Here is a 23,530-nt window from a genome sequence, read left to right on the forward strand (position 1 = left end):
GAGAAGTTCTTCAACACCGTCACCACCGACCCCCGCACGGCGTCTTCGTTGACCACCGCCACCCCCCCCCCCCCTCCCCCCCACCCCCCCCCCCCCCCCTCCCCCCCCCCCCCCGTCCCCCCCCCCCCCCCCCCCCCCCGGACGGCTAGCCTCCCAGCGCCAGCGCCACGGCTCCCAGCAGCGCCGCGTCCTGGTCGAAGCGGGCCGACACCAGCTCCGGCGGGAACGGGACCGCGTGCGCGAGCCGGTCCGCCAGCGCCGGCAGCAGGACCTCCGCCGAGCGGACCAGCCCGCCGCCGACCGCGATGCGCTGGGGGTCCAGGGCGATCGCCAGGTTGGCCACGTGCATCGACAGCTCGTCCAGCGCCGCGGTCACCAGCTCCTTGGCCTCGGTGTTCTCCTTGGCCAGCGCGAACAGCTCGCCCGCGGTGACCGGGCGGCCGAGCAGACTGCTCGCCCGGCCGCCCAGCCCACGCCCACCGACGGCTTCCTCAAGCGGCGCCGCTCCGCTCGCGAAGCCCTCGGTGTCCTGCGGTGAGAGCAGGTTGTACCCGATCTCGCCCGCAGCTCCGTTGGCGCCGGTCAGCAACCGGCCGCCGACCAGCACCGCCGCCGCGATGCCGGTGCCCAGCGAGAGGAACACCGCCGGGTCGGCCCCGGTCAGCGCGCCCCAGCGCCATTCCGCGAGTGCTGCTGCCTTGGCGTCGGTCCCGACCGAGATCGGCACGGCCGGGAACGCCGCCGCCACCAGCTCCGCCAGGTGCAGCTGCTCCCAGCCCGGCACGTTCGGCGCGAGCAGGATCCGATCCGGCAGCACGATCCCCGGGCTGACGACGCCGATCGCGGTGGGCACGGCGCCCGCATCGGCCAGGAGCCCCTTGGCCCCGGCGAGCGCCCGCACGACCACCTGTTCGGCTCCCGCCTGCGCGTCGGTGTCCAGCCGGCAGGTGGCCAGCAGGTTCCCGTCGTGGTCGGCGAGCCCCAGCGCCACCTTCGTGCCGCCGAAGTCGATCCCGAGAATCACTTCGCTACTCACTCCGCAGCCCCTCCTGTCCCCCGGACCACGATCCGGCCGGTGTTCACCCCGTCGACGCTGATCACCGGCGCGGCGCCGCGCAGGTCGGCCGCCTTGTAGGTGACGGTCAGCGTCTGGGACTGGCCCGGCCACAGGGTGATGTCGTTGTCGTCCCAGGTCGCGTTCACGAGCTGGTTGTCCCCCGGCGCCTCGCGGCCGTCCGGCGTGCCGCGACGAGCGTCGGCCCGCAGGAAGAAGGCCGCCCCCGGAGTCTTCGCCGTGTTGGTCACGGTCACCGTCGTGACGAGGTCACCGCCGTGCGCCCGAGTCGAGGCGACGGCGCTGACCTGCGACTTCGGCAGGTTCTGCAGGGCCTGCAGGTTGCTGTACTGCGACAGCGTGGCCTGCGGGTTGCCCAGCGTCTTGCCCCAGTCGACGACGTCCTTCTGCGTGGAAAGCCAGTAGACGTTGCGGTCGACGACCTTCCCGCCCTGCTTCACCTGCAGCTCGACGAAGTAGACCTGCGCGGGCGCCGGCGCCTTCGTCTCGGCGGGCACCTTCGGCTTGAGGACACCGGTCTTCACGCCCTGCGAGCCCAGCGAGAGGCCGGACGCCGTCTGGTCGTCGAGGACCTTGCCCGCGGTGTCGAGCACCCGGGCCTGCACCGAAAGCCCGTTCTGCGTGCCCGCGCCGAGGTTGTCCAGGGTCACGGAACCGTTGTCGTAGCCGTAGATCGCGTGCAGCGGCTTGTTCGCCTTCTTGGCGCCGAAGAACGCGCCGGCCTGGTCGCCGTCGTCGTTGTAGAGCGACCACAGCAGCGTCGGCCAGCCCTTGTTGAGCTGCCAGTAGACGACGCCTGTCGCGGGGTTGTCCTTGTCGGTCGAGTGGTGCAGGAAGCTTTCGAACTGCGAGCGGGTGTTCTCGTAGTTCGCGATGTTCGCCAGGTCCACATAGGACTTCAGCGAGCTCCACTTCCCGTACCGCTGCCGGATCGACTGGTCCAGCGTGTAGAGCGTGCCGAACGCGTAGCCGCCGTGGTCGGGCTCGAAGTTGGCGTGGTACTGGTTGTACGCCGGGTCCTGCCACAGCTTCGCCTGCTCGGCGGGCGAGAGGAACCGCTTGATCGAGTCGAGCGTCGGCACGGTGTGCCCGGCGCTCTGCTCGCTCGCGAAGCCCCACGAGCCGCCCGCGTTGGTGCGCGAGGAGTCCTCGGCGTCGAAGTGCGAGGTGTCGTACCAGTAGGACGGCGGGACCCAGTCGTACGGGCCCTCCTTCTCCCCGGACTGGCCGAGCGTCGGCGTGCTCTTGTACTCCGCCGAGGCGATCACCGGCACCTGGAAGTCGGCTTCCTTGAACGCCTTGAGCGTCTCGGACTCCTGGCGCGGCACCGGCTCGTTGTCGCTCCAGCCGTAGTTGAAGACGCTCGGGTGGTTCCGCTCCCTCTGCGCGATCGTGTACGCCGAGTCGTGCATGATCCGGTAGTCGCGCTCGGTCAGCGTCGAGGCGTCCTCGGGCTGCCAGGCGTCACAGCACAGGAACCCGCCGATCACGAGCAGGCCGGCGCGGTCGGCCTGGTCGTAGAAGTCCTGCGGCATGTCGTGGCCCTCGAGCCGGACGCCGGACAGGCCCATGTTCTTGATCAGCGCGATCTGGTGCGCGGTGTCGGCGGAGTCGTAGCGCAGGAACAGGTCCGGCGCGAAGCCGCCGCCGCGGAAGACGAAGTCCTTGCCGTTGATCGTGAACTGCCGCGCGCCCTCGGGCAGCGGCGCGGACTTGCCGACCAGACGGGAGGTGACCGTGCGGATGCCGAAGGTGCTCTTCGACGACGTCGACAGCGTGCCGTTCTGCGAGACCGCGGTGGTCAGCGTGTACAGCGGCTGGTCACCCATCGAGTAGGGCCACCAGACCTTCGGCTTGCTGATCTTGACCGGCGCGAACGTCACGGTCTTCTTCGTGTTCGCCGGGATCGTCACGCGCTGGTTGACGACGATCGCCGCGCCCGAAGGCGGGGTGATGGTCGCGGCGACGGCACCGGTCTGCGGGGTCGCCGCGTCGTTGGTGACGTCGACCTTCACGGTCAGCTTCGAGCTGGAGAGGTCGGGCGCATTGTCCTGCACGACGTGCGCGTTGTCGCCGGTCAGCGCGTCGCCCACCTGCAGCGTCGGCGCGAACTGGATGCCGGTGTTGTTGTCGGGCGGGATCTGGCCCCAGTCGACCTGGTCGAGGGTGTACATCTTCAGCGGGTCGTTCGGGTAGACCTTGATCGCCAGGGTGTTCTTGCCCGGCTTCACCAGCTTCGAGACGTCGAACGTGTGCCCGGCGAACGCGCCGCTGACGACGTCCTTCGTGGCGACGAGCTTGCCGTTGACCCAGACGTCGCCCTCGCCGACGATGCCCGGGATGGTGAGCTTCGCGTGCTGGCCGTTCCGGAAGTCCGGGGTGAAGTCGGCGCGGTACCACCACGGGTCGGAGAACGGCTTCGTGACGACCGGGCCGAGCTTGTCGACGTACCCGAAGCACTTGCGCATGTTGTCGGAGTAGAAGACGTCCGGGCACTTGCCGTTCTGCACCAGCGCGTTGATCTCGGTGCCGGGCGCGCCCGCGTCGTCCGGCTTCACCGGCAGCCAGCCGCGCGTGCCATAGCCGGGCGTCGAGACCTTGTCGCCGCCGTCCTTGACGTTCGCGGTGGTGAGCACCTGCCAGCCCTGGAGGCCGATCGTGCTGAGGCCTTGCGGCCGGGCGGTGTCCGGTTGCGCCGCGGCCGGAGCCACGCTCAGCACCCCCGGCACCAGGAGCAGCGCGGCCAGCGCCGCGAGCTTCTTGGTCATGCCTGAGCCCCTTCGGTCTCGGCGGAGGCGAAGGCCTCCTTGATCTCCTTGGGTCCGAACGGCCAGGTGTGCTCGGCCTTGGCGTAGATCAGGTACGCGATCGCGCCGACGGCGATCCAGCCCAGCGACAGCCCGATCGAGAGCGGCGTCGCGGAGACGTAGATGTAGACCCAGCCGACCAGCGCGAGCAGCGTCGGCACCGGGTAGAGCCACTGCCGGTAGGGCCGCTTCAGGTTCGGCTGACGGCGGCGCAGCGTCCAGATCGCCAGGACCTGGGCCAGCGACTGGATGATGACCAGGGTGGCGACGGCCGCGTTGATGACGTCGGTCAGCGTGAACAGCGAGCCGATGATCGTGATGGCGCCCATGGTGAGCACGCCGGCGGTCGGCAGGTTCAGCTTCGGGTGCAGCTTGCCGAACATCGACAGGAACACCTTGTCTCGCGCGGCTTCGAACGGCACGCGCGAGCCGCCGAGCAGGCCGGCGAACACCGAGCCGATGGCCGCGACGACGATGAAGACGGTGACGATCTTCGCCGTCGTGGTGCCCCACGCCTGTTCGAGCACGCTGGAGGCGACCGAGGTGGCGGACTTCAGCTCGTCCAGCGGGATCGAGCCGAGCACCCCGACCTGCAGCAGGAAGTAGAGGCTCATGATGCCGACGATCGAGAAGAGGATCGACCGCGGGAGCGTCCGGCCCGGCGAGCGGACCTCGCCGCCGAGGTAGGCGGTGGTGTTGTAGCCGAGGTAGTCGTAGATCGCGATGATCAGGCCGGCGCCGAGGCCGCCCCAGAACGTGCCCTCGCCGGCCGAGCTGAACGCGCCCGGGGTGAAGGCGAACGCCTGCGCGCCGCTGAAGTGCGTGAACGCGGCGACGACCGTGGTGAGCACCGCGATCAGCATGACCACGAACAGCACCGTCGTCAGCTTGCCGATCTGGCCGATCTTGCGGAACAGCGCGGCGACGATGACGAGCGTGATGCCGACGCCGATGATCTTGCCCAGCGGCGTCGTGCCGGCGTCGTCGGTGACGCCGGGGATCAGGTAGCCGAGGTACTGGACGAGGCCGATGATGCCGGTCGACATGATCAGCGGGATGAACAGCACCGCGCTCCAGACGAACAGGAACGGCATCAGCCGGCCGGTGCGGTACTGGAACGCCTCGCGCAGGTACAGGTAAGTGCCGCCGGCGCCGGGCATCGCGGCGCCGAGTTCGGCCCAGATGAGCCCGTCGGCCAGTGCGACGATCGCCCCGATGACCCAGCCGAACATCGCCTGCGGACCACCCATGGTGGCGACCATCGCGGGGATCGTGACGAACGGGCCGATACCGCACATCTGGGTCATGTTGATCGCGGTGGCCTGGAGCGGGCCGATCTTGCGTTCAAGGCTGGGCTGCGCGGGCCCGGGTTCCCCTGAACGAGTGGGTGAACTCACGACGTGCCTCCGTCCGATAGTTAGTAAAGTTTCTTAACATAAAACGAGGGCACTCGAAAGAGTTCCATGGATAAACTTGCGGCAACTCAGGAGGATTCGTGGGACAAAACGGGCCGCAGGTGGGAACCCCGGCGAGCATGCGGGCGCTGAACCAGCGCCTGGTGCTGGACCGGCTGCGCACCCAGGGCGAAGCGACACGACCGCAGATCGCGACCGACACGGGGTTGTCGAAACCCACGGTGGGACAGGCGCTCCTCGATCTCGAGCAGCACGGATTGGTCCGAACCACCGGGCGCAGCCTGTCCGGCCCGGGCCGGGCGGCGGTCGTCTACCAGGCGGCGCCGGACGCGGGGCACGTCGTGGGCGTCGACATCGGCCGCCGGGCGATCCGGATCGCCGTCGCCGACCTGGAGGGCAGCATCGTCACGCGGCTGGACGAGCCCAACCGGTGCCGTTCCGCGAGCGCGCTGGTGCGCACCGTGAGCGAATCCGTCGAACGCGCGGTGGCTTCGGCCGGGCTGAGCCCGCACGAGATCGTCGCGACGGTCGTCGGCACGCCCGGGGTCCCCGACCCGGCGACCGGGACGGTGCACCGCGCGCCCAACCTGCCGGGCTGGGAACGGCGCGGGCTGCTGCACGAGCTCGTCTCGGCGCTGGCCGTCGCGGGTTCGGACGTCGTGGTCGAGAACGACGCGAACCTGTGCGCGGTCGGCGAACACGCGCTGGGCGCGGCGCTCGGGGTCGACGTGCTGGTGTGCCTGACGGTCGGCACCGGGATCGGCATGGGCCTGCTGGTGCACGGCAAGCTCTTCCGCGGCGCGCACGGCGCGGCGGGCGAGATCGCCGACCTGCCCTACGGCCCGCTCGCCGGCAGCGCGACCACCCACCGCCCGGGCCCGGTGGAGACGGCGGCGTCGGGCCAGGCGATCGTCGAGACGGCCCACGAGCTGGGGCTCACGAAGGCGCGTTCGGCGAAGGACGTCTTCCGGCTGGCCCGCGCGGGTGACGAGCGGGCGATGCGCGTGGTCGAGGACGAGGCGGAGAAGCTGGCGTACGTGGTCGCGGCGGTGACGGCGGTGCTGGACCCCCGGCTGATCGTGCTGGGCGGCGGTGTCGGCGGCAACGCCGACCTCCTGGCCGACCCGATGCGGCGCGCCCTGGCCGTGACGATCCCGGTGGTCCCGGAGATCGTGGCCGGCCAGCTGGGCGAGGACGCCGTCCTGGCGGGCGCGATCGCGACAGCCTTGGGCACGGCGCGGGAGCTGGTCTTCGACCGGCGGGGCCTCAGCCGGGCGGCCGGCGAGGCCTAGCGGTGCCGTTCGGCGGCGCCGGTCAGTCCGACGGCCCCCGCAGAGTCAGCACCACGCGCAGCACGTACTCGACGGCCGTCGGGAAGGCCGCGCCGCGCAGTTCGCCGCGGTCGGCCAGGTTGCGGGCCGCGAACTCCAGCTCGCGCTCCGGCCCGCCTCGCCGGACGACGAGCGCGGCCAGGTCCTCGAGGTCGAGATCCGGGTGATCGAGGCGCGTCAAGGCGAACTCGATCATCAGCTCTTCCGCCGTCATACCTCCAGTCTAGGCGCGCCGAGACAGTGGTGGCGTGGCTCTGATCACCGGTCGCTAGCACCCTCCAGCACCGCGCGACCATGCCCCGAAGCGGTGATACGAGGCCACCCACAGCGCATCGGACACGGCGTGGGTTAGGCCGTTCGGCGGTGCATTCCGGGGCGATCGTGTACGTAACGCGAATACCCGGTCACCCGGACGATCCGGTCGGTCATGCTGCAAGGCCACCCCGGCGCACAGTGGAGCGGAGGCGGCCATGAGCATCCATCGGGCCCACGCCAGGATCCGGCGGCCGCGGCACGCGCTGCCCGCGCCCTGGTGGCCGCCGGTCGTGCTGGCCGCTTCGGTCGCCGCGGTGATCCCCGGCGACACCGTCGGTGGCCTGCTCCTCAGCGTGACCGTGCTTGTGCTGTTCACGGCGGTCGGCGTGGCTCGGCGGACGCTGGGGCAGGCATCCGTGCACGTCAGCCTGATCCTGGCCGAAGAGCTGACCCGCCGGGGCCCGGCCTCGGGAGCCCATCGAAGCCTCTGACCTAGGCGAAAGCCGCGGTGTGACCAGCTCCACTCGCGTTACTGTACCGTCTGGACGGTATAGTAAGACGCATGACCACCAGCCTGACCGTCTCCCCGCCCGCGACCCGCCGCTGGGCCGCGCTCGCCGTGCTGGTCGGCGCCGTGCTGCTGCTCGCCGTCGACGGCACCGTCCTGTACCTCGCCGTGCCGTCCCTGACCCGCGAGCTCGCGCCCACCGCCACCGAAATCCTCTGGATCGGCGACGTCTACTCGCTCGCCCTGGCGGGCCTGCTGGTCACGGCCGGGAACCTCGCCGACCGCTTCGGCCGCAAGCGGGTGCTGCTCATCGGCACCGCGGCCTTCGGGGTCGCCTCGGCGCTGGCCGCCTTCTCCCCCACCGCCGGGGTGCTCGTCCTTGCGCGGCTGCTGCTCGGGGTCGCGGGCGCGACGATCATGCCGTCGACGCTCTCGATCATCCGCACCCTCTTCACCGACCCGCGCGAGCGCACCCGCGCCATCGCGATCTGGTCGGCCGGGTCCGGCGGTGGTATCGCGCTGGGCCCGCTCGTCGGCGGCGTGCTGCTGGAGCACTACTGGTGGGGCTCGGTGTTCCTGATCAACGTCCCGATCGTCGTGGTCTTCCTGATCGCGGGCGCCGTCCTGCTGCCGGAGTCGCGCGACCCGGCCCCGGGCCGCTTCGACCTGCTCTCCGCCGGCCTCTCGCTGGCCGCGATCGTCCCGCTGGTCTACGCGGTCAAGCACGCCGTCAGCTCCGGCCTCGACGCGCAGGTCGCCGTGGCGGCCGTCGTGGGCGTCGTCTCCGGTGTGGTGTTCGTGCGCCGTCAGCGACGGTCGGCGAGCCCGCTGATCGACGTCACGCTCTTCCGCAACGGGGCGTTCAGCGGCGCCGTCCTCGCCAGCTTCATCGCGGTGTTCGCCTTGATGGGCCTGCTGTTCTTCTTCTCCCAGTACCTGCAGCTCGTGCGCGGCTTCTCGCCACTGCAGGCCGGGTTCGCGGAGATGCCGGCGACGCTCGCCTCGATCGTCGTCGTGGCCGCCGTCGGGGTGGTCGTCGGCCGGCTCGGCCGGGGTCGGGCCGTCGCGGCCGCCCTCGCGGTCGCCGCGCTCGGGCTCGCGCTGGTCGCCGTGGCCGAACGGGCGCCGCAGTACTGGTGGCTGGGCCTGAGCCTGGTGCCGGTCGGCCTCGGGGTCGGGCTCGCGCTGACGCTCACCGTGGACTCGGTGCTGTCCGCCGTCCCGCGGGACAAGGCCGGCTCGGCGTCGGCGATCTCCGAGACCGCGTACGAACTCGGTGCGGCGCTGGGCATCGCGATCCTCGGCTCGCTGGTGACGATCGGCTACCGCGCGTTCCTGCCGGCCGACGGGGTTCCCGCCGAGGCGCGCGACTCCCTCGCCGCGGCGGTGACCGTGCTCGACCCGGCGTCCGGACTCGCCCACACGGCAAGGGAAGCGTTCACCGGCGCGATGCAGGTGACCTCGCTCGCGGCGGCGGCCGTCACCGCCGTCGCCGCGGTGATCGCCTGGCGTACGATTCCGTCCGGAAAGGACTGACCATGCCTCGCAAAGCCGGGCGCGGCCCGGAGGAAACGCGCCGGGCGCTGCTCGACGCGGCCGGGACCGTCATCCGCACGCGCGGGATCTCCGCGTCCCTCGACGACATCGCGAAGGCGGCCGGGGTGTCGAAAGGCGGGCTGCTGTACCACTTCCCCGCCAAGGACGCGCTGGTCCGCGCGCTCGCCCAGGACATCCTGGACGGCTACCGGGCCGAGGTGCGCGCGGCCCTGGACCCGGCCGACACGCGCCCGGGCCGGCTGGTCCGCGCGTACGTCCGAGCGTCGCTCGACACGTCCCAGGACGAGGTCGCGATCCGCGAGAACATCGCGTTGATCGCGCAGCTGATCTCGATCCCGGAGATCGCCGAGCTCGCCCGCGCGGACGCCGAGCGCTGGGACCGCGAGCTCCACGACGACGGCCTGCCCGGCCACGTCGTGACGCTGGTGGTCGCGGCGGCCGACGGCGCCAGCACCGCGCCGCTGTGGGGGGTCGGCCTCGAGGTGGCGGCGGCGCGGCAGCTGGAGCAGCAGCTCATCAGCCTGACCCTGGACACGTGAACCCCGGCGGCGGCCCGTTGTCAACCCGGAGAAAGTGTTGGTAAATCACCACTTCCATCGCCCTACCTAAGTCGGCTCCGGCCGGGCCGGGCAGCGAGTAACTTTTTCGACAGCGCGCGCAAATCCGGCAAATCCCCGTCCCCAACGAGGAGTCTTCCGATGTCGAGGAAGTTCGCCCTGGCCGGCGCTGTCGCGCTCGCCCTGGCCGTCACCCCGGTCGCCGCGGGCACCGCTGCCGCCGCCACCCAGCAGGAAGCCGCCGTCACGACGGTGTACTACAGCACGGCCAGCGCGCCGTCGTTCCGCTCGGTGATCAACGCCGGTGCCGCCAACTGGAACAACAGTGTGACCAACGTCAGACTGGTCGAGCGCAACTCCGGCGCGAGCCTGCGCTACACCGAGGGCAACGACCCCCGCGGGTCCTACGCCTCGACCAACGGGCACGGCAGCGGCACCATCTTCATCGACTACACCCAGGCCCGCCAGTACAACCCGACCCGCATCGCGGCGCACGAGACCGGGCACGCCCTCGGCCTGCCCGACCACTACTCGGGCCCGTGCTCGGAGCTGATGTCCGGTGGCGGCCCCGGCCCGTCCTGCACCAACGCCGTCCCCAACGCGGCGGAGCGCAGCCGGGTGAACTCGCTGTGGGCCAACGGCCTCGCGGCGACGAACACGCCGGAGCAGCGCGTCTACGAGACCGTCTACGGTTTCTGAGTTTCGCCGAGTGTGGCCCGGGCGGGTTCGCCCGGGCCACGCTCATGCGCGCTGCGTGGCCGGTTCCGGGACGCCGAGCTCGGCCTCGAAGCCCGCGGGCACGACGACGTCGTCGCGGCTCAGGTCGTGGACACTGCGCTTGCCCAGCGCGAGCAACGTCGAGTCGATCCCGTTGCGCAGGACGTCGAGCACGTTCTCCACCCCCGCCTGCCCGCCGGCCGCCAGGCCCCACAGGTAGGCGCGGCCGACCAGCACCGCCCGCGCGCCGAGGGCCAGCGCCTTCACCACGTCGCTGCCGCGGCGGATGCCGCCGTCCAGCAGCACCTCCACCTGGTCGCCGACGGCGGCCGCGATCGACGGCAGGGCGCGGATCGTCGCCGGCGTGCCGTCGAGGTTGTTGCCACCGTGGTTGGACACCGAGATCGCGCTGACCCCCGCGTCGACCGCCCGGCGGGCTTCGTCGGCCCGGATCACACCCTTGAGCAGGAACGGCCCGTCCCACTGCGCGCGCAGCCACGCGACGTCGTCCCACGACGGCGGCGGCGTCTGCATCCACTGGCCGTACGCGCCGAAGAACGTCGGCGCCTCCTCGCCCGGCGCGACCATGTTCGGCACGCTCAGGTCGGGCAGCCGCCGCGTCTTCGCGTAGTCCAGCAGCCAGCCCGGCCGGGTCAGCCCCTCCGGCGCGAACCGCAGCAGCTCGCGGAAGGTGAGCCGTTCGGGGATGTGCGGGCTGCCCCAGTCGCGGCTGTGCGAGAACGACCAGTCGAGCGTGAGGATGATGCCCACCGCGCCGGCGGCCCACGCGCGCTCGAGGCGGCGCAGGATGTCGTCGCGCGTGCCGGTCCAGTAGATCTGGAAGTAGGTGTTCGGGTTGGCGGCGACGACCTCCTCGATCGGCTTGCTGCCGAAGGAGCTCAGGCCGATCGACGTCCCGCGCGCGGCGGCGGCCCGGGCCACCGCGACCTCGCCGTCGGGGTGCACCGCCTGCACGCCGGTCGGCGAGATCAGCACCGGCAGCGCGACGTCCCGGCCGAGCACGTGCGTGCCGAGCTCGCGTTCGCCGGAGAGCCCGGCGGTGCGCGGGGCGAACCGGAGCTCGTCGAACGCGCCGAGGTTGTCGGCCAGGGTGAGGCCCTTCTCGGAGCCGGCGATCAGGGCCGAGTAGACCGACCCGGGGAGCCGTTTCTTCGCGCGCCGCTGCGCCTCCGCGACGGATTCGAACCAGGTGCTCATCGTTTTCCCTTCGGGTCGAAGCGCAGCAGGCGCCGGGCGAGGGCCGGGCGGACCGGCTCGAACGTGTGGTTCTCCAGGCAGCCGGACCAGACGCCGACGCCGTAGGCGACGTCGTCGGCGATCGCCGCGGCGGTGTAACGGACGGGATCGAGGCCGGGGCGGCGCTGCGCCCAGGCGGTCAGCGGCGGGCCGAGCAGCAGCGACGCGGCAGCGGCACGGCGGCCCCACCCGCGCGGGACGAGCAGGGCCACGAGCAGCGGCGACGCGAACTGCGTGCCGTAGCGGCCGAAGCCGAGCCAGGTCTGCTGGACGGCGATGGCCAGGGCACGCACCACACCGTCGGTGGGGACGTCGTGCTCGCGCAGGGTCCGGACCATGCTGCCGACCGAGCCGCCGAACGCCAGCGCGGCGAGTACCGGACGGCGGGCCAGCAGCGCGGCAACGGTCAGCGTGGGCCACGGGTGCAGCGCCAGCGGCGCGAGCGCGCCCGGATGGCGCCGGGCGAGCGGGGCGGCGGACGTGCCGTAGCGCGCCCGGCGCCGGAGGAGCTCCGGCCAGGACGCGGGTTCGTGGTGGTCGACGACGACCTCCGGGGCGTACCGGACGCGCAAACCCGCGGCGTGCAGCCGCCAGACGAGGTCGACGTCTTCGCCGAACCGCAGCCCCGGGTCGAACGCGCCGAGCTCGCGGACCACGGCCGCCCGGGCCACCAGCGCGGCCGTCGGCACGTAGGAAATCCGGGTCCCGGGCGCGACCCGCGCGGGCCGGTCGCCGAGGTCGAGGCTGGACGCGGCCCGCGTGTAGCGCCCGGCCACCGTGTCCGGGGCCAGGGCCCGCACGCGGGGCGCGACGGCGGCGACGAGCGGGTCGGCGAAGTGCGCGACGAGCCGGTCGGCCCAGTCCGCGGCGGGCGCACAGTCACTGTCCACAAAGGCCACCAGGTCGGTGGAGACGTGGTGCAGCGCGGTGTTCCGGGCCGCGCCGGGCCCGCCGTTGACGTCCCGGCGGACGAGCTTCGCCCCCTGTGCGGCGGCGACGGCCGCGACACCGGCGGCGTCCTCGGAACCGTCGTCGACCACGAGGACGGGGTGCCGGCCGTCGAGCCCGGCGAGACAGCGGGCGAGCAGCTCGGCACGGTCGCGGACCGGCACGACGATCGTCACGTCCGGCGGCGCGGCCGGTTCGGGCGGCACGGGGTGGGCGAGGCCGGCGTCGGTGAGCCGACGCGCGAGCACGCCCGCGGCGGTGGTCGTGATCGGGCCGTCGACGAGCTCTTGCCACGCCTTCTGCCCGGCCGGGGTCAGCCGCACGACGCGGGCGGGGGAACCACCGAAGACGAGTTCGCCGGTCAGGCGGCGGGTGTCGCGGTCGAGGGTGACGCGGAAGCCGGGCGGCAAGGGGGTCACAGGGCCAAACCTCCGTCCACCGGCACCACCGCGCCGGTCATCGCGCCGCTCTCGGGGCCGGCCAAGAACGTCAGCACCGCGGCCACCTCGTCCGGGTCGAGCAGCCGGTGGACCGGTTGCTGCCCGGCGAACGCCGCCGCATCGGGCAGGTCGTACAGCCGGGCGCTCTCGGCCAGGATCGGCGTGTCGGTCGACCCCGGGCTCACGGCGTTGGCCGTCACGCCGGTCTCCCCCAGCTCGGCGCCCAGCGCGCGGACCAGCCCGGCGACCCCGGCCTTGGCCGCGCAGTACGCGGCGAGCATCGGCAGCCCGCGGGTGGCCGCGGCCGACGCGACGGCCAGGAACCGGCCCGACCGCGGCGCCGGGCGCCGCAGCAGCGCGGGCACGGCGGCGCGGGCCAGGTTGACGACGCCGTTCAGGTTGACCTCCAGCACCGCGCGTTCCCGCTCCGGCGGCACCTCCCACAGCGGGGCCCCGCCGGCGATCACCCCCGCGGCCGCCACGACGACGTCGAGCCCGCCCCAGCGCCCTTCCGCTTCGGCGACCGCGGCTGCCATCGCCGAGGGGTCCCGCACGTCGGCGACGAAGACCTCGGCGCCCGCCTCCGAAGCGACGGCCGTCAGCTCGGCCTTGCTCCCCATCGGGTACGGCAGCGCGGGATCGTCGGCGGCGAGGTCCACCGCGAGCACGGCATATCCCTGACGCGCCAGGCGAAGCACGGTCGCGGCGCCGATCCCGCGGGCGGCCCCGGTGACGAGCGCGGTCCGCGTCGTCATCACTTCCCCCATCCGTCCACATGGGACACCAACGCCGTCGTCAGCCCGGCCAGCAGGGCCGCGCCTTCCGCCGTGGTCGCCGGCCTCGGGTCGCCGAGCACACCCGTGCCCGTCACCGCTCGCACGCCGCCCTGCAGCAGCGCCGGCATCAGCTCACCCAAGGGGCGCCGGTCCCCCGCCACCGCGCGGTCCATCCGGACGCTGCCGGGTCGCAGCACCAGCTGCAGCGCCGTTTCCGGCCGCCCGGCGTGCGGCTCCCCCGGCCACCGGGGCCGGAACACCTCGACGTCGCGCGACTCGGCCCGCAGCCGGGCCACCGCCCGGGTGACCGGCCCGGTGTTGCCGCCGTGGGCGGAGACGAACAGCAGCCGCCGGAACGTCTCCGCCGCCGACCGGCCGAGCTCCACCAGGAGCAGCTCGGTCGCCGCCTGCCCGATCGACAGCGTCCCGGCGAAGCCCGCGTGCTCACCACTGGAGCCGTACGCCACGGCCGGCGCCACCAGCACGTCCGGCCGCGCGGCGGCGAGGCCGTCGCACAGCGCGAGCGCGATGTCGGTGTCGGTCGTCAGCGGCAGGTGCGCGCCGTGCTGCTCGGTCGCGCCGACCGGCACGGCCAGGATCGCCCCGGCCGCCGCGCGCTCCGCGACGTCCGGGGAGGACAGCTCGGCGAGCCGCACGGTCAGCGCCTGAACCCGGCGAGGGGGTTCTCGTCGCAGGCGCGGTCGGGCGGGCGCCGCATGCCGATGGTCACCGGGACCGGGCGCCGCCGGTGGGAGTGGTCGAGCGACGGCTTCGGGACGCTGGTGACCCCCGCGAGCGCCGGCTCGCCGTGGCCGCGCACGCACTCCGGGTCCGGCCCGTCGAGCGGCAGGCCGGTGAAGAACTTCGCGGCCATGCAGCCGCCCCGGCAGGCGTCGAACGCCGAACACGACTCGCACGCCCCGCCGCTCTGCGGGCTCCGCAACGACGTGAACAGCTCGGATTCACGCCACACCGACGTGAACCCGCCGTCGCCGCGGACGTTGCCGGCGAGGAAGGTGTCGTGGATGGCGAACGGGCAGGCGTAGACGTCGCCGACCGGGTCGACCAGGCACACCACCCGCCCGGCGCCGCACAGGTTCAGCCCGGGCAGGTCACCCTCGCCGTAGCCCGCGAGGTGGAAGAACGAGTCCCCGGTGAGGACGCTTTCGCCGTGCGCCACCAGCCAGTCGTACAGCTCGCGCTGCTGGGCGGCGGTCGGGTGCAGCTCGTCCCAGGTGTCCGCGCCGCGCCCGGACGGGCGCAGCCGGGTGATCCGCAGCTGGGCCCGGTAGCGGTCGGCGATCGCCTTGAACTCGTCGAGCTGGGCCACGTTGTGCCGGGTCATCACGACGGAGATCTTGAAGTTCTCGAAGCCCGCGCCGGCGAGGTTCTCCATCGCGCGGAGGGCGGTGGCGTAGGAGCCGGGGCCGCGGACGTGGTCGTTGACCTCGGCGGTGGCGCCGTCGAGGGAGATCTGGACGTCGACGTAGTCGCTCGCGGCCAGCCGCCGCGCCACCTCGGGCGTGATCTTGACGCCGTTGGTGGAGAACTTGACCCCGACGTGGTGCGCGGTCGCGTAGTCGAGGAGCTCCCAGAAGTCCGGGCGCACGGTCGGCTCCCCGCCGCCGATGTTGACGTAGAAGACCTGCATGCGCTCGAACTCGTCGATCAGCGCCTTGCACCCGGCGGTGCCGAGCTCGCGCGGGTCCCGCCGTCCCGAGGAGGAAAGGCAGTGCACGCAGGAGAGGTTGCAGGCGTAGGTCAGCTCCCAGGTGAGGCAGATGGGGGCGTCGAGCCCGTACTGGAACTCGTCCACAAGGGACATCAGAGACTCCTCGGCTGGATCATCCGCGACGCCGCCAGCGCGGCCAGCGCGGCGCGGTAGCGCGGCAGCTCGGGCGGCCCGACCCCCGCGCCGGCACAGGCGGCGCGGGCGGTCGGGTGCGTTTCCAGGGACCGGACGACGGTCAGCAGCGCCGGGCTCTTGAGGAACGAGAGTCGGCGGGTGCCGAAGTGGTACAGCAGCGCGCCGAACCGCTCCGGCCGGATCGAGACCCGGTCGTCCAGGCGCCAGGCCGCGTCCAGGTCGAACGGCTCAGTAGACACCGCACATCCCGTCGATCGAGACCTCCTCCACCAGCAGGTCCTCGGCGACGACAGGCTCTTCCAGGGGCTCTTCCGCGGTCTTCTCGGTCATCGTGACTCCTTCGGCACGTCGACTTCTTTTCGGCACTCTGTGACGAATAGGGAGCAGAGTAATGTCACGCAGTGTCGGAAACAAGACCCGGAGGAGAACGGCACCCGGATGACCCACCACACACCCGCGGCCCGCCGCGGCAGGCCACCCGGCACGAGCGCCCGCGAGCTGGAGGTCATCGCGCTGCGCCTGTTCACCGAGCGCGGCTTCCACGAGACGACGGTCGACGAGATCGCCGCGGCCGCCGGCGTCAGCCGCCGCACGTTCTTCCGCTACTACGACGCCAAGTCCGACGTCCTGTGGAACGAGTTCGACCACGAGGTCGAGACGATCACCAAGCTGCTCGCGGCGGCGCCGGGCGACCTGCCGATGATGGCCGCGGTCCGCGCGGCGGTGCTCGAAGCGAACCACTACCGCGCCGACGACGTCCCCGAGCTGCGGATGCGGATGCACCTGGTCAGCTCGGTCCCCGAGCTGGCCGCGAGCGCGGCCCGCCACTACGACGCGTGGGAGCGCGCGGTCAGCGCCTACGTGGCCGAGCGGACCGGCCAGCCGGCGGACTCGCTGTACCCGCTGGCGGTCGGACGCGCGGTGCTGGCCACCTGCCGCGCGGCGTACGAGCGCTGGTCGGCCCGGGCGGACGCGGACCTGACGGTGTACCTGGACGCGGCGTTGCGAGCACTGGCCGGGGGTTTCGCCGACCCGGCCGTCGAGCCCGGGGACTGACGCCGCTCAGTCGCGGGCGGGCTCCTCGTCGCTCACCGGCTCGGCGAGCTGCCAGCCGCCGCGGCGGTGCAGCGCCAGCAGGTAGTAGCCCGCCGCCAGCACGGCGATCCCCGCCGTGACGATCAGGCTCGGCCGGCCGACCACCGGGTCCAGGACGTTCTGGTACACCACGAACACCAGCACGGCCAGGGCGAGCACCGGCGCGACCGGGAACCACGGCATCCGGTACTGCGCGTGCGCCGTCGCGCCGGTGCGGCGGCCGATGATCGCGCCGAGGCACAGGGCCGCGTACACCGCCACGATCGACGTGCTCGTCACCACCAGCAGCAGCTGCGGGTCCACGAAGCACAGCGCGGCGGCCACCACGCCGGTGCCGGCCGTCGCCACCCACGGCGTCCCGAAGCGCGGGTGCACCGCGGCGAGCGCCCGGTTGACCACGCCCGGCCAGGCGCGGTCGCGGCCGCTGCTGAACACCAGCCGCGAGCTGATCAGGACGATCGCCAGCACCGCGTTCATGATCGCGAGCGCGACGGCGAGGCTGATCACCGTGTCGAGCGTGCTGCCGCCGCGCGCGGAGATGAAGGCGGACAACATGTTCTCGGCGCCGAACAGTCCGTTGAGGTCGGGCGCGCCCAGGAGCACCGCCGTCACCGGGACGAGCTCGGCGACCACCGTGATGCCGAGGGCGAGCAGGATCGCCTTGGCGATGCCGCGGGGCGCGTCCTGGGTCTCCTCGCCGAAGTACACCGCCGAGCCGTAACCGTTGTAGGCGAACATCGCGACGGCCATCGCGATCACGATGGCGCCGACGGTCGCCGGGCCGCCGCCGGGCGCCACCGGGTGGGCCAGCAGGTCGGTGAACGGCCGCGCTGGGTGCACCAGGCCGAGCGCGCTCACCACGACCAGCGCGAGGATCTCGATCGCCAGGAAGACGCCGGTGACCCAGGCGTTCAGCTTGATGTCGAAGATCCCGACGACGGCGGCCAGCACGCACGTCACCGCCGCGACGGCCGGCCCCGGCAGGCCGGGCAGCAGCACGCCCAGGTAGGTGCCGACGCCGAGCGCGATCACCGCGACGATGAGCACCTGGGTGATGAGCATCAGCCCCAGCACGGCGAACCCGGGCAGCCGGCCCAGCGTGCGCGCGACGATCGCGTACTCGCCGCCGGCCAAGGGGAACGCCGACGCGAGCTCGGCGTAGACGAACGCCATGAACACCCCGACGACCGCCGCGGCCGCGAAGCTCAGGAACGCGCCGGTGCCGGCGCCGGTGAGCACCCCCGGCGCGATGATGAACACCGAGGAGGCGGGGCTGATCGCCGAGAGCGTGATGAGCAGGGTGCCGAGGGTGCGCAGACCGCGGCGCAGGGCTGGGGTGGTCACGACCAGGCCTCCAGTTCTCTGAAGCTCGTTCGAAAAACCAGGTGACCACGGATCAAAGGCCTTTGACGGCGATGAGTCAAGACCTTGCTTTTTTCGAAGCTCGTTCGAACAATGGGGGCATGGCACGACCGAGCAGGGCACCCGAGCGGCGGGCCGAGCTGATCGCGGTGGCGCGGCGCGCCCTCGTCGAACGCGGGGTCCTCAACCTGCGGCTGCGCGACATCGCCGACGGCGCGGGCCTGTCGTCCGGCTCGGTGCTCTACTACTTCCCCACCCTGGCCGACCTGCTGCAGGAGGTGCAGCACGAGGCCGTCGAACGGTTCTGCACCCAGCGCGAACAGGCCGCGGCCCACGGGACCCCGGGCGAACGGCTGCTCGCGACGCTCCGCGGCGGCCTGCCGACCGGCCCGGACGACGAACTGTGCGTGCTGCTCTACGAACTCGGCACGATCGCCCGCCGCGACCCGGTGTACGCCGCCCGGCACATCACGCTGTACGAGCGTCAGGTCGGGATCTACACCGGCATCCTCGAAGCCGGCGCGGCGACCGGCGAGTTCACCCTGACCGCCGACCCGGTCACGATCGCGCGCAACCTCGTCGCCCTCGAAGACGGCTACGGCCTGCACCTCACCCAGGCCGTGCCGACGCTGGAACGGGCCACCGCCGAAGCGATGCTGCTGGCGTTCGCCCGCACCGCCACCACCTGCGCCCTGGAGGAGCCTTCATGACCCGCGCCCGCGACCTGGGACTCTCGCTGCCCGGGCGGCCCGGCCCGCACAACGCGCTCACCGACGTCCCCGGGGTCGAAGTCGGCTACACGACGCTGGTCGAGGGCGAGTCGGTGCGCACCGGTGTCACCGCCGTGCTGCCCCGCGGCCGCGCGGACTTCGCCGTGCCGTGCGCCGCGGGCACGTTCTCCCTCAACGGGAACGGAGAAATGACCGGCTCGGCATGGCTCGCCGAAACCGGTTCGCTCACCCTGCCGGTGCTGATCACCAACACCCACGCCGTCGGCACGTGCCACCGCGGGGTGATCGACTGGGTGGTGCGCGAGCGCCCCGATGTCGCGGCGGAGTGGCTGCTGCCGGTGGTCGGCGAGACCTGGGACGGCTACCTCAACAACATCAACGCCCCGACGATCCACAGTGGACACGTCGCCGCGGCGATCGACGCCGCCCGCGGCGGCGCGGTCGAGGAAGGTTCCGTCGGCGGCGGCACCGGGATGACCTGCTACGGCTTCAAGGGCGGCACCGGCACGGCGTCACGGGTGGTGGCCCACGGAGCGGACGAGTACACGGTGGGTGTGCTGGCGCAGGCGAACTTCGGCAGCCGCCACGAGCTGACCGTCGCCGGTGAGGCCGTCGGAGCACTGCTGGCGGCGGACGACCCGATGGCGGAGTGGGCGGCGGCGCCCGCCGGGGCGGGGTCGGTGATCGTGGTCGTCGGCACGGACGCGCCCCTGCTGCCGGGACAGTGCACGGCGCTCGCCCGGCGTGTCCCACTCGGGCTGGCCCGCACCGGCACGACGGGCTCGCACTTCTCCGGGGACCTGTTCCTCGCCTTCAGCACCGCGAACCCGGGCGCGCTCACCAGCTCCTTCCCGCGCACCTCGGAAGCCGAGTACGAGAACCTCCGCTTCGTGCCGTGGGGCCGGATCGACCCGTTCTTCGACGCCGTCGTGCAGGCGGTCGAGGAGGCGGTGCTCAACGCGCTGGTGGCCAACCGGGAGATGACCGGTCACCAGGGACGCCGGGTGCCCGCCCTGCCCACCGGGCACTGGCGCGGCTGACCCCGTCGGGAATGATCCCGGTGATCGCCCTGATGTCGTGCGGCCGTTCCCGCTGATGAGCGCGGGTGACCACAGTGCGGACCGAGCATCGCCGGCCTCGCGCGTTAGCTTGCTAGCATGCTAGTCTCGGCTAGTGGGCGATGAGGACGTCAAGCAGTTCAACGTGTACCTGCCGGTCGGCTTGATCCGGCAGGTCAAGCACCGGGCCGTCGAAGCGGAGCTGTCGCTGTCGGCGCTGGTCGCCGACGCCCTGCGCGCTTATCTGGCCGAACCCGTTCCCGACAAGGAGACCTGACGTGACCACCGAAGGCATCGAGGCGCTGTACCTGGAGACGCACAACTGGGGCAAGGCGGCCAAGTTCTTCCAGGCGCTCGGTTACGAGCTCGAGTTCTCGACCGACCACAACTCCGGGCAGCTCCGCGCCGGCGACGGCCCGTGCGTCTTCATCGCCGAGGTCCCCGAGGGCCGGGAGCTGCGGACGCAGACCGTGTTCAAGGTCCCTGACACCTTCGAAGCCGGCGGCATCGTCGAAGCGGTCACGCCGTTCGAGGAAACCCATTACGGGACAAAAGAAATGACGGTCCGCGACCCCGACGGCCGCACGTGGACACTCCAGGCGCGCTGACGTGGCCGCCCCCGACAGCACCGCGGTGCGGACCGCCCTGTGGCGGGCCCTGCACGTCCGGCTCGACCCGCCACCGCACGTCTTCGACGACGAGCTCGGCCTGCGTCTGGCCGACGCCGGGCCCGGCTGGGCCGACCGGCCGGACATGGACCCCGCCACCGCCGGGCGGTACCGCGCCGGCATGGTCGCGCGGGCCCGGTTCGTCGAAGACGTGGTCGTCGAGCAGGCCGGCCGGGGTGTCGCCCAGTACGTCATCCTCGGGGCCGGCCTGGACACCTTCGCCCAGCGCCGCCCCGAGGTCGCGGCCCGGCTCCGCGTGTTCGAGGTCGACCAGCCCGGCCCGCAGGCCTGGAAGCGGCAGCGGCTCGACGAGCTCGGCCTCGGGGTGCCGGCCTGGCTGCGGCTGGTGCCGGTCGACTTCGAAGCCGGCGCGGCCTGGCCCGACCGGCTGGTGGACGCGGGGTTCGTGGCGGACGAGCCCGCGGTCGTCGCCTCGACCGGGGTCAGCATGTACCTCACGAAAGAGGCGAACGCGGCCACGCTGCGCCGGATCGCCGGGTTCGCGCCCGGGTCGAGGCTGGTGCTGACGTTCATGCTGCCGGCGGACCTGCTCGACGAAGGCGACCGTGCCGGCCACCGCGCGACGGCGAGCAGGGCGAAGGCCGCGGGCACGCCGTTCCTCAGCTCCTTCTCCCCCGCGGAAATGCTGGCGCTGGCCCGGGAAGCCGGTTTCCGCGACGCCAAGCACGTCTCCGGGGCCGAGCTGGACGAGCGCTACTTCGCGGGCCGGTCCGACGGGCTCCGCATCATCAAGGGTGAGGAGTTCCTCGTCGCCACCACGTGACCCAGGTACGCCCGCAGCATCGCCTTGAGCTGGTCGAGCAGCCCGGCCGCGCCCGCCGGCTCGCCGCGGAACGCCTCCTGGATCACGGCGTCCGCGGCGAGGAACGCGGTGCGGCACACGGCCGTGGCTTCGTCGTCGTCGCCGCTGAGAAGGTGTTGTGCCACCAGGATGCGCCGCACACCGTCGGCCATCACGCGTTTGTGCGCGAGGTCGGCTTCCCGCGTTCCCTCGGTCAGCCCGCGGCCGAACCACAGCGCGCGGAACCCCGGTTCGGCGCGGTAGAGGCCGGCGAACGCGTCGACGAGCAGGCCGACGGGGTCGTCCCAGGTCTCGACGGCCGCCTGCGTGGCGAAGGCGTCCATGAGGTCTTCGAGCCGGGTCAGGTAGACGTCGCCGAGGGCTTCGGTGATGGCGTCGCGGTCCGGCAGGTACTGGTACAGCGTCCCGACGGAGACGCCGGCCTCGGCGGCGACCCGGGTCGTGGTCAGCGCTTCGACGCCGTCCTCGGCGAGCAGCCGGTCGGCGGCCGCCAGGATCCGGGCGAGCTTCTGGCGCGCCCGCGCCTGACGCGGCACCCGCCGCAGCCGCGCGGGGAGCGGGTCGGTCATCCCGCCTCCCAACCTGAACGTGACTTTGTTTCGGATTTATTCTAGCCTCGGGCGCATGACGGAGGCGAGCTCAGTCCTCGACGAAGCGCGGCGGGCCGTGGCCAGGGCGTGTCACGGCCTGGCGGGCGAAGGCCTGCTGATCGGCACCGCGGGCAACGTCAGCGTCCGCGCGGGTGAGCACGTGGCGGTGACCGCGACCGGGATCGAGCTGGGCCGCGCCGAGCCGGCGGACGTGACGGTGGTCGACCTCGACGGCCGTGTGGTCGCCGGTGACTTCGCGCCGACGTCGGAGCTGGAGCTGCACCTCGGGATCTACCGCCACTACGGCGCGGGTGCGGTGGTGCACACCCATTCCCCGCAGGCCACGGCGGTGTCCCTGGTGCTCGACGAGCTGCCGTGCGTGCACTACCAGCAGCTCGCGCTGGGCGGGTCGGTCCGGGTCGCGCCGTTCGCGGTCTTCGGCTCCCCGGAGCTGGCCACCGGGACCCTGGCGGCCCTCGACGGCAAGACGGCGGCCCTGCTGGCCAACCACGGCGCGATCGCCCACGGCCCGACGCTGGAAGCGGCGATGGACAACGCGCTGCTGCTGGAGTGGGCCTGCGGTCTGTACGTCCGCGCCGCGAGCCTCGGTGAGCCGCGGGTGCTGGGGCCGGAGCAGCAGGAGGCCGTCGTGACCGCGGCGGTCCAGCGGGGTTACGGGCAGCCGCAGCGGATCGCGGACATCTGGTGAGCCGACCCGGAGGCCAGACCGTCATCACCCTCGGCGCGCACGTGGTGGACGTGCAGGTCCGCCCGGTCACGGCCATTCCCGACGGCCAGGGCGCGGCACTCGTCGAGCAGATCCGCTTCGGCCCCGCCGGCACCGCCGCGGGCACGGCGGTCACCCTGGCCAAGCTCGGCGCCACCGTCCGGACCGCCGGCGCGGTCGGCACCGACCCCATCGGCGACCTGCTGCTGACCATGCTCGCCCGTCACGGCGTCGACACCTCGCTCGTGCGCCGCCGCGACGGCGTGCAGACCTCGGCCTCCGTGCTGCCGATCCGGCCCGACGGCAGCCGTCCCGCCTTCCACGTGCCTGGCGCGAACCTCGGCTACGGGCCCGGCGACCTCCCGCGCGCCGCGCTCACCGGGGCCACCCACCTCCACCTCGGCGGTCCTGAGCTGATGGGCGGCGAGCAGGCCGCGAAGATCCTCGGGCCGGCCCGCGCGGCCGGCGTGGTGACGTCGGCCGACCTGCTCGCGCCCGGGGATCCCGGGGTGCTCGCCTGGCTCGAAGACGCCCTGCCGCTGCTGGACTTCCTGCTGCCCAACGAAGAACAGCTCCTCGGCCTGACCGGCGCCGCCACTCTCGAAGACGGCGCTCGCGCGGTGCTCGGCAAGGGCGTCGGCTGTGTCGCGGTCACGCGGGGCGCGGAGGGCGCGCTGGTCGTGACGGCGGAAGAGACGTTCGCGGTGCCCGCGTTCGCCGTGCCGGTCGTCGACACCACCGGCTGCGGGGACGCGTTCTCGGCCGGGTTCCTCCGGGGGCTGGGCCTCGGCCGCGACCTCGACGCGGCCGCGGTCCTCGGCTGCGCGGCCGCTGCCCTGGTCGCGCAGGGGCTCGGGAGCGACCACGGCGAGTTCGACCTCGCCGTGGCGGACCTCTTCGCGGAGATGAGCCCGCGCCTCTGATGCGGCGGATCGCCGCTACCCTGCGGGTTTCGACGCTCGAGCG

The 23,530-nt window shown here is 72.7% G+C and carries 26 protein-coding genes; 13 read left to right on the forward strand and 13 right to left on the reverse strand.

Features of this window, described 5'->3' with window-relative positions; genetic code table 11:
• Positions 1 to 145 precede the first annotated feature (145 nt).
• From ACZ61C_RS35285 to ACZ61C_RS35295, 3 genes are read right to left on the reverse strand one after another with little or no spacing between them, the layout of a single operon-like run.
• Positions 146 to 1,036 carry an ROK family protein gene (locus ACZ61C_RS35285; protein WP_465312226.1) on the reverse strand — a complete coding sequence of 297 codons (891 nt, stop codon included), beginning with the start codon at positions 1,034 to 1,036 and terminating at the stop codon, positions 146 to 148.
• Positions 1,033 to 3,843: a glycosyl hydrolase 2 galactose-binding domain-containing protein gene (locus ACZ61C_RS35290; RefSeq protein ID WP_465312227.1), complete on the reverse strand. Its 2,811-nt coding sequence runs from the start codon at positions 3,841 to 3,843 to the stop codon at positions 1,033 to 1,035. Before ACZ61C_RS35290 ends, ACZ61C_RS35285 begins: the two co-directional genes overlap by 4 nt.
• Complete coding sequence (locus tag ACZ61C_RS35295; protein ID WP_465312228.1) at positions 3,840 to 5,279, reverse strand: APC family permease; 1,440 nt, start codon at positions 5,277 to 5,279, stop codon at positions 3,840 to 3,842. The genes ACZ61C_RS35290 and ACZ61C_RS35295 overlap by 4 nt, the downstream gene beginning before the upstream one ends.
• Positions 5,280 to 5,416: 137 nt before the next feature.
• Between ACZ61C_RS35295 and ACZ61C_RS35300 the strand changes: the two genes are divergently transcribed.
• Positions 5,417 to 6,589, forward strand: coding sequence for an ROK family protein (locus tag ACZ61C_RS35300; RefSeq protein ID WP_465312356.1), 1,173 nt, complete (start codon positions 5,417 to 5,419; stop codon positions 6,587 to 6,589).
• A gap of 22 nt (positions 6,590 to 6,611) precedes the next feature.
• On the opposite strand, the gene ACZ61C_RS35305 is transcribed toward ACZ61C_RS35300, so the two are convergent.
• Complete coding sequence (locus ACZ61C_RS35305) at positions 6,612 to 6,842, reverse strand: hypothetical protein (RefSeq protein ID WP_465312229.1); 231 nt, start codon at positions 6,840 to 6,842, stop codon at positions 6,612 to 6,614.
• A 256-nt stretch (positions 6,843 to 7,098) separates the two neighbouring features.
• Here ACZ61C_RS35305 and ACZ61C_RS35310 point away from each other — a divergent pair, with 256 nt between their 5' ends.
• From ACZ61C_RS35310 to ACZ61C_RS35325, 4 genes are all read left to right on the forward strand, one after another.
• Positions 7,099 to 7,374 carry a hypothetical protein gene (locus ACZ61C_RS35310; RefSeq protein WP_465312230.1) on the forward strand — a complete coding sequence of 92 codons (276 nt, stop codon included), beginning with the start codon at positions 7,099 to 7,101 and terminating at the stop codon, positions 7,372 to 7,374.
• 71 nt (positions 7,375 to 7,445) lie between these two features.
• A complete protein-coding gene (locus ACZ61C_RS35315) occupies positions 7,446 to 8,927 on the forward strand; it encodes an MFS transporter (protein WP_465312231.1) in 1,482 nt (493 codons plus the stop codon).
• Positions 8,928 to 8,929: 2 nt separating this feature from the next.
• The gene (locus tag ACZ61C_RS35320) at positions 8,930 to 9,487 is read left to right on the forward strand and encodes a TetR/AcrR family transcriptional regulator (protein ID WP_465312232.1); all 558 of its coding nucleotides are present in this window, start codon (positions 8,930 to 8,932) and stop codon (positions 9,485 to 9,487) included.
• Between the two features lie 159 nt (positions 9,488 to 9,646).
• Positions 9,647 to 10,204 (forward strand): snapalysin family zinc-dependent metalloprotease, encoded by a 558-nt coding sequence (locus ACZ61C_RS35325; RefSeq protein WP_465312233.1) that lies wholly within the window; start codon positions 9,647 to 9,649, stop codon positions 10,202 to 10,204.
• A gap of 42 nt (positions 10,205 to 10,246) precedes the next feature.
• Here the strand turns inward: ACZ61C_RS35325 and mftD are convergent, their stop codons facing one another.
• The 7 genes from mftD to mftA are packed head-to-tail and all read right to left on the reverse strand — an operon-like array spanning position 10,247 to position 15,840.
• Positions 10,247 to 11,440, reverse strand: a complete 1,194-nt coding sequence (gene mftD / locus ACZ61C_RS35330; RefSeq protein WP_465312234.1) for a pre-mycofactocin synthase MftD — start codon at positions 11,438 to 11,440, stop codon at positions 10,247 to 10,249.
• The gene (mftF, locus tag ACZ61C_RS35335; RefSeq protein WP_465312235.1) at positions 11,437 to 12,846 is read right to left on the reverse strand and encodes a mycofactocin biosynthesis glycosyltransferase MftF; all 1,410 of its coding nucleotides are present in this window, start codon (positions 12,844 to 12,846) and stop codon (positions 11,437 to 11,439) included. Before mftF ends, mftD begins: the two co-directional genes overlap by 4 nt.
• On the reverse strand, positions 12,843 to 13,622 hold the full coding sequence (locus ACZ61C_RS35340) for a mycofactocin-coupled SDR family oxidoreductase (RefSeq protein ID WP_465312236.1): 780 nt from the start codon (positions 13,620 to 13,622) through the stop codon (positions 12,843 to 12,845). The genes mftF and ACZ61C_RS35340 overlap by 4 nt, the downstream gene beginning before the upstream one ends.
• Positions 13,622 to 14,299: a mycofactocin biosynthesis peptidyl-dipeptidase MftE gene (mftE, locus tag ACZ61C_RS35345; protein WP_465312237.1), complete on the reverse strand. Its 678-nt coding sequence runs from the start codon at positions 14,297 to 14,299 to the stop codon at positions 13,622 to 13,624. Before mftE ends, ACZ61C_RS35340 begins: the two co-directional genes overlap by 1 nt.
• A 2-nt stretch (positions 14,300 to 14,301) precedes the next feature.
• Positions 14,302 to 15,468, reverse strand: a complete 1,167-nt coding sequence (mftC, locus tag ACZ61C_RS35350) for a mycofactocin radical SAM maturase (protein WP_465312238.1) — start codon at positions 15,466 to 15,468, stop codon at positions 14,302 to 14,304.
• Positions 15,468 to 15,749 carry a mycofactocin biosynthesis chaperone MftB gene (mftB, locus tag ACZ61C_RS35355; RefSeq protein WP_465312239.1) on the reverse strand — a complete coding sequence of 94 codons (282 nt, stop codon included), beginning with the start codon at positions 15,747 to 15,749 and terminating at the stop codon, positions 15,468 to 15,470. The genes mftC and mftB overlap by 1 nt, the downstream gene beginning before the upstream one ends.
• Positions 15,739 to 15,840: a mycofactocin precursor MftA gene (gene mftA, locus ACZ61C_RS35360; protein WP_465312240.1), complete on the reverse strand. Its 102-nt coding sequence runs from the start codon at positions 15,838 to 15,840 to the stop codon at positions 15,739 to 15,741. Before mftA ends, mftB begins: the two co-directional genes overlap by 11 nt.
• A gap of 108 nt (positions 15,841 to 15,948) precedes the next feature.
• On the opposite strand from mftA, the gene mftR reads away from it, so the two are divergent.
• Positions 15,949 to 16,566 (forward strand): mycofactocin system transcriptional regulator, encoded by a 618-nt coding sequence (gene mftR / locus ACZ61C_RS35365; RefSeq protein WP_465312241.1) that lies wholly within the window; start codon positions 15,949 to 15,951, stop codon positions 16,564 to 16,566.
• Between the two features lie 6 nt (positions 16,567 to 16,572).
• Here the strand turns inward: mftR and ACZ61C_RS35370 are convergent, their stop codons facing one another.
• On the reverse strand, positions 16,573 to 17,949 hold the full coding sequence (locus ACZ61C_RS35370; RefSeq protein WP_465312242.1) for an APC family permease: 1,377 nt from the start codon (positions 17,947 to 17,949) through the stop codon (positions 16,573 to 16,575).
• A gap of 119 nt (positions 17,950 to 18,068) precedes the next feature.
• Here ACZ61C_RS35370 and ACZ61C_RS35375 point away from each other — a divergent pair, with 119 nt between their 5' ends.
• The 5 genes from ACZ61C_RS35375 to ACZ61C_RS35395 all read left to right on the forward strand — a co-directional run bounded on the left by ACZ61C_RS35375 (position 18,069) and on the right by ACZ61C_RS35395 (position 21,208).
• Positions 18,069 to 18,677: a TetR/AcrR family transcriptional regulator gene (locus tag ACZ61C_RS35375; RefSeq protein ID WP_465312243.1), complete on the forward strand. Its 609-nt coding sequence runs from the start codon at positions 18,069 to 18,071 to the stop codon at positions 18,675 to 18,677.
• Entirely contained in the window at positions 18,674 to 19,738 is a 1,065-nt protein-coding gene (locus ACZ61C_RS35380; RefSeq protein WP_465312244.1) for a DmpA family aminopeptidase, read from the forward strand. The genes ACZ61C_RS35375 and ACZ61C_RS35380 overlap by 4 nt, the downstream gene beginning before the upstream one ends.
• 133 nt (positions 19,739 to 19,871) lie before the next feature.
• A complete protein-coding gene (locus ACZ61C_RS35385) occupies positions 19,872 to 20,033 on the forward strand; it encodes a CopG family transcriptional regulator (RefSeq protein WP_465312245.1) in 162 nt (53 codons plus the stop codon).
• Between the two features lies 1 nt (position 20,034).
• Complete coding sequence (locus ACZ61C_RS35390; RefSeq protein ID WP_465312246.1) at positions 20,035 to 20,364, forward strand: VOC family protein; 330 nt, start codon at positions 20,035 to 20,037, stop codon at positions 20,362 to 20,364.
• 1 nt (position 20,365) lies between these two features.
• Positions 20,366 to 21,208 (forward strand): class I SAM-dependent methyltransferase, encoded by an 843-nt coding sequence (locus ACZ61C_RS35395; RefSeq protein ID WP_465312247.1) that lies wholly within the window; start codon positions 20,366 to 20,368, stop codon positions 21,206 to 21,208.
• Here the strand turns inward: ACZ61C_RS35395 and ACZ61C_RS35400 are convergent.
• Complete coding sequence (locus tag ACZ61C_RS35400) at positions 21,139 to 21,816, reverse strand: TetR/AcrR family transcriptional regulator (RefSeq protein WP_465312248.1); 678 nt, start codon at positions 21,814 to 21,816, stop codon at positions 21,139 to 21,141. The two genes, ACZ61C_RS35395 and ACZ61C_RS35400, sit on opposite strands and share 70 nt — an antisense overlap.
• A gap of 55 nt (positions 21,817 to 21,871) precedes the next feature.
• Between ACZ61C_RS35400 and ACZ61C_RS35405 the strand changes: the two genes are divergently transcribed.
• On the forward strand, positions 21,872 to 22,546 hold the full coding sequence (locus ACZ61C_RS35405) for a class II aldolase/adducin family protein (protein ID WP_465312249.1): 675 nt from the start codon (positions 21,872 to 21,874) through the stop codon (positions 22,544 to 22,546).
• Positions 22,543 to 23,487, forward strand: coding sequence for a carbohydrate kinase family protein (locus tag ACZ61C_RS35410; protein ID WP_465312250.1), 945 nt, complete (start codon positions 22,543 to 22,545; stop codon positions 23,485 to 23,487). Before ACZ61C_RS35405 ends, ACZ61C_RS35410 begins: the two co-directional genes overlap by 4 nt.
• Positions 23,488 to 23,530 lie beyond the last annotated feature (43 nt).

The organism is Amycolatopsis sp. NPDC104587 (assembly GCF_055583645.1).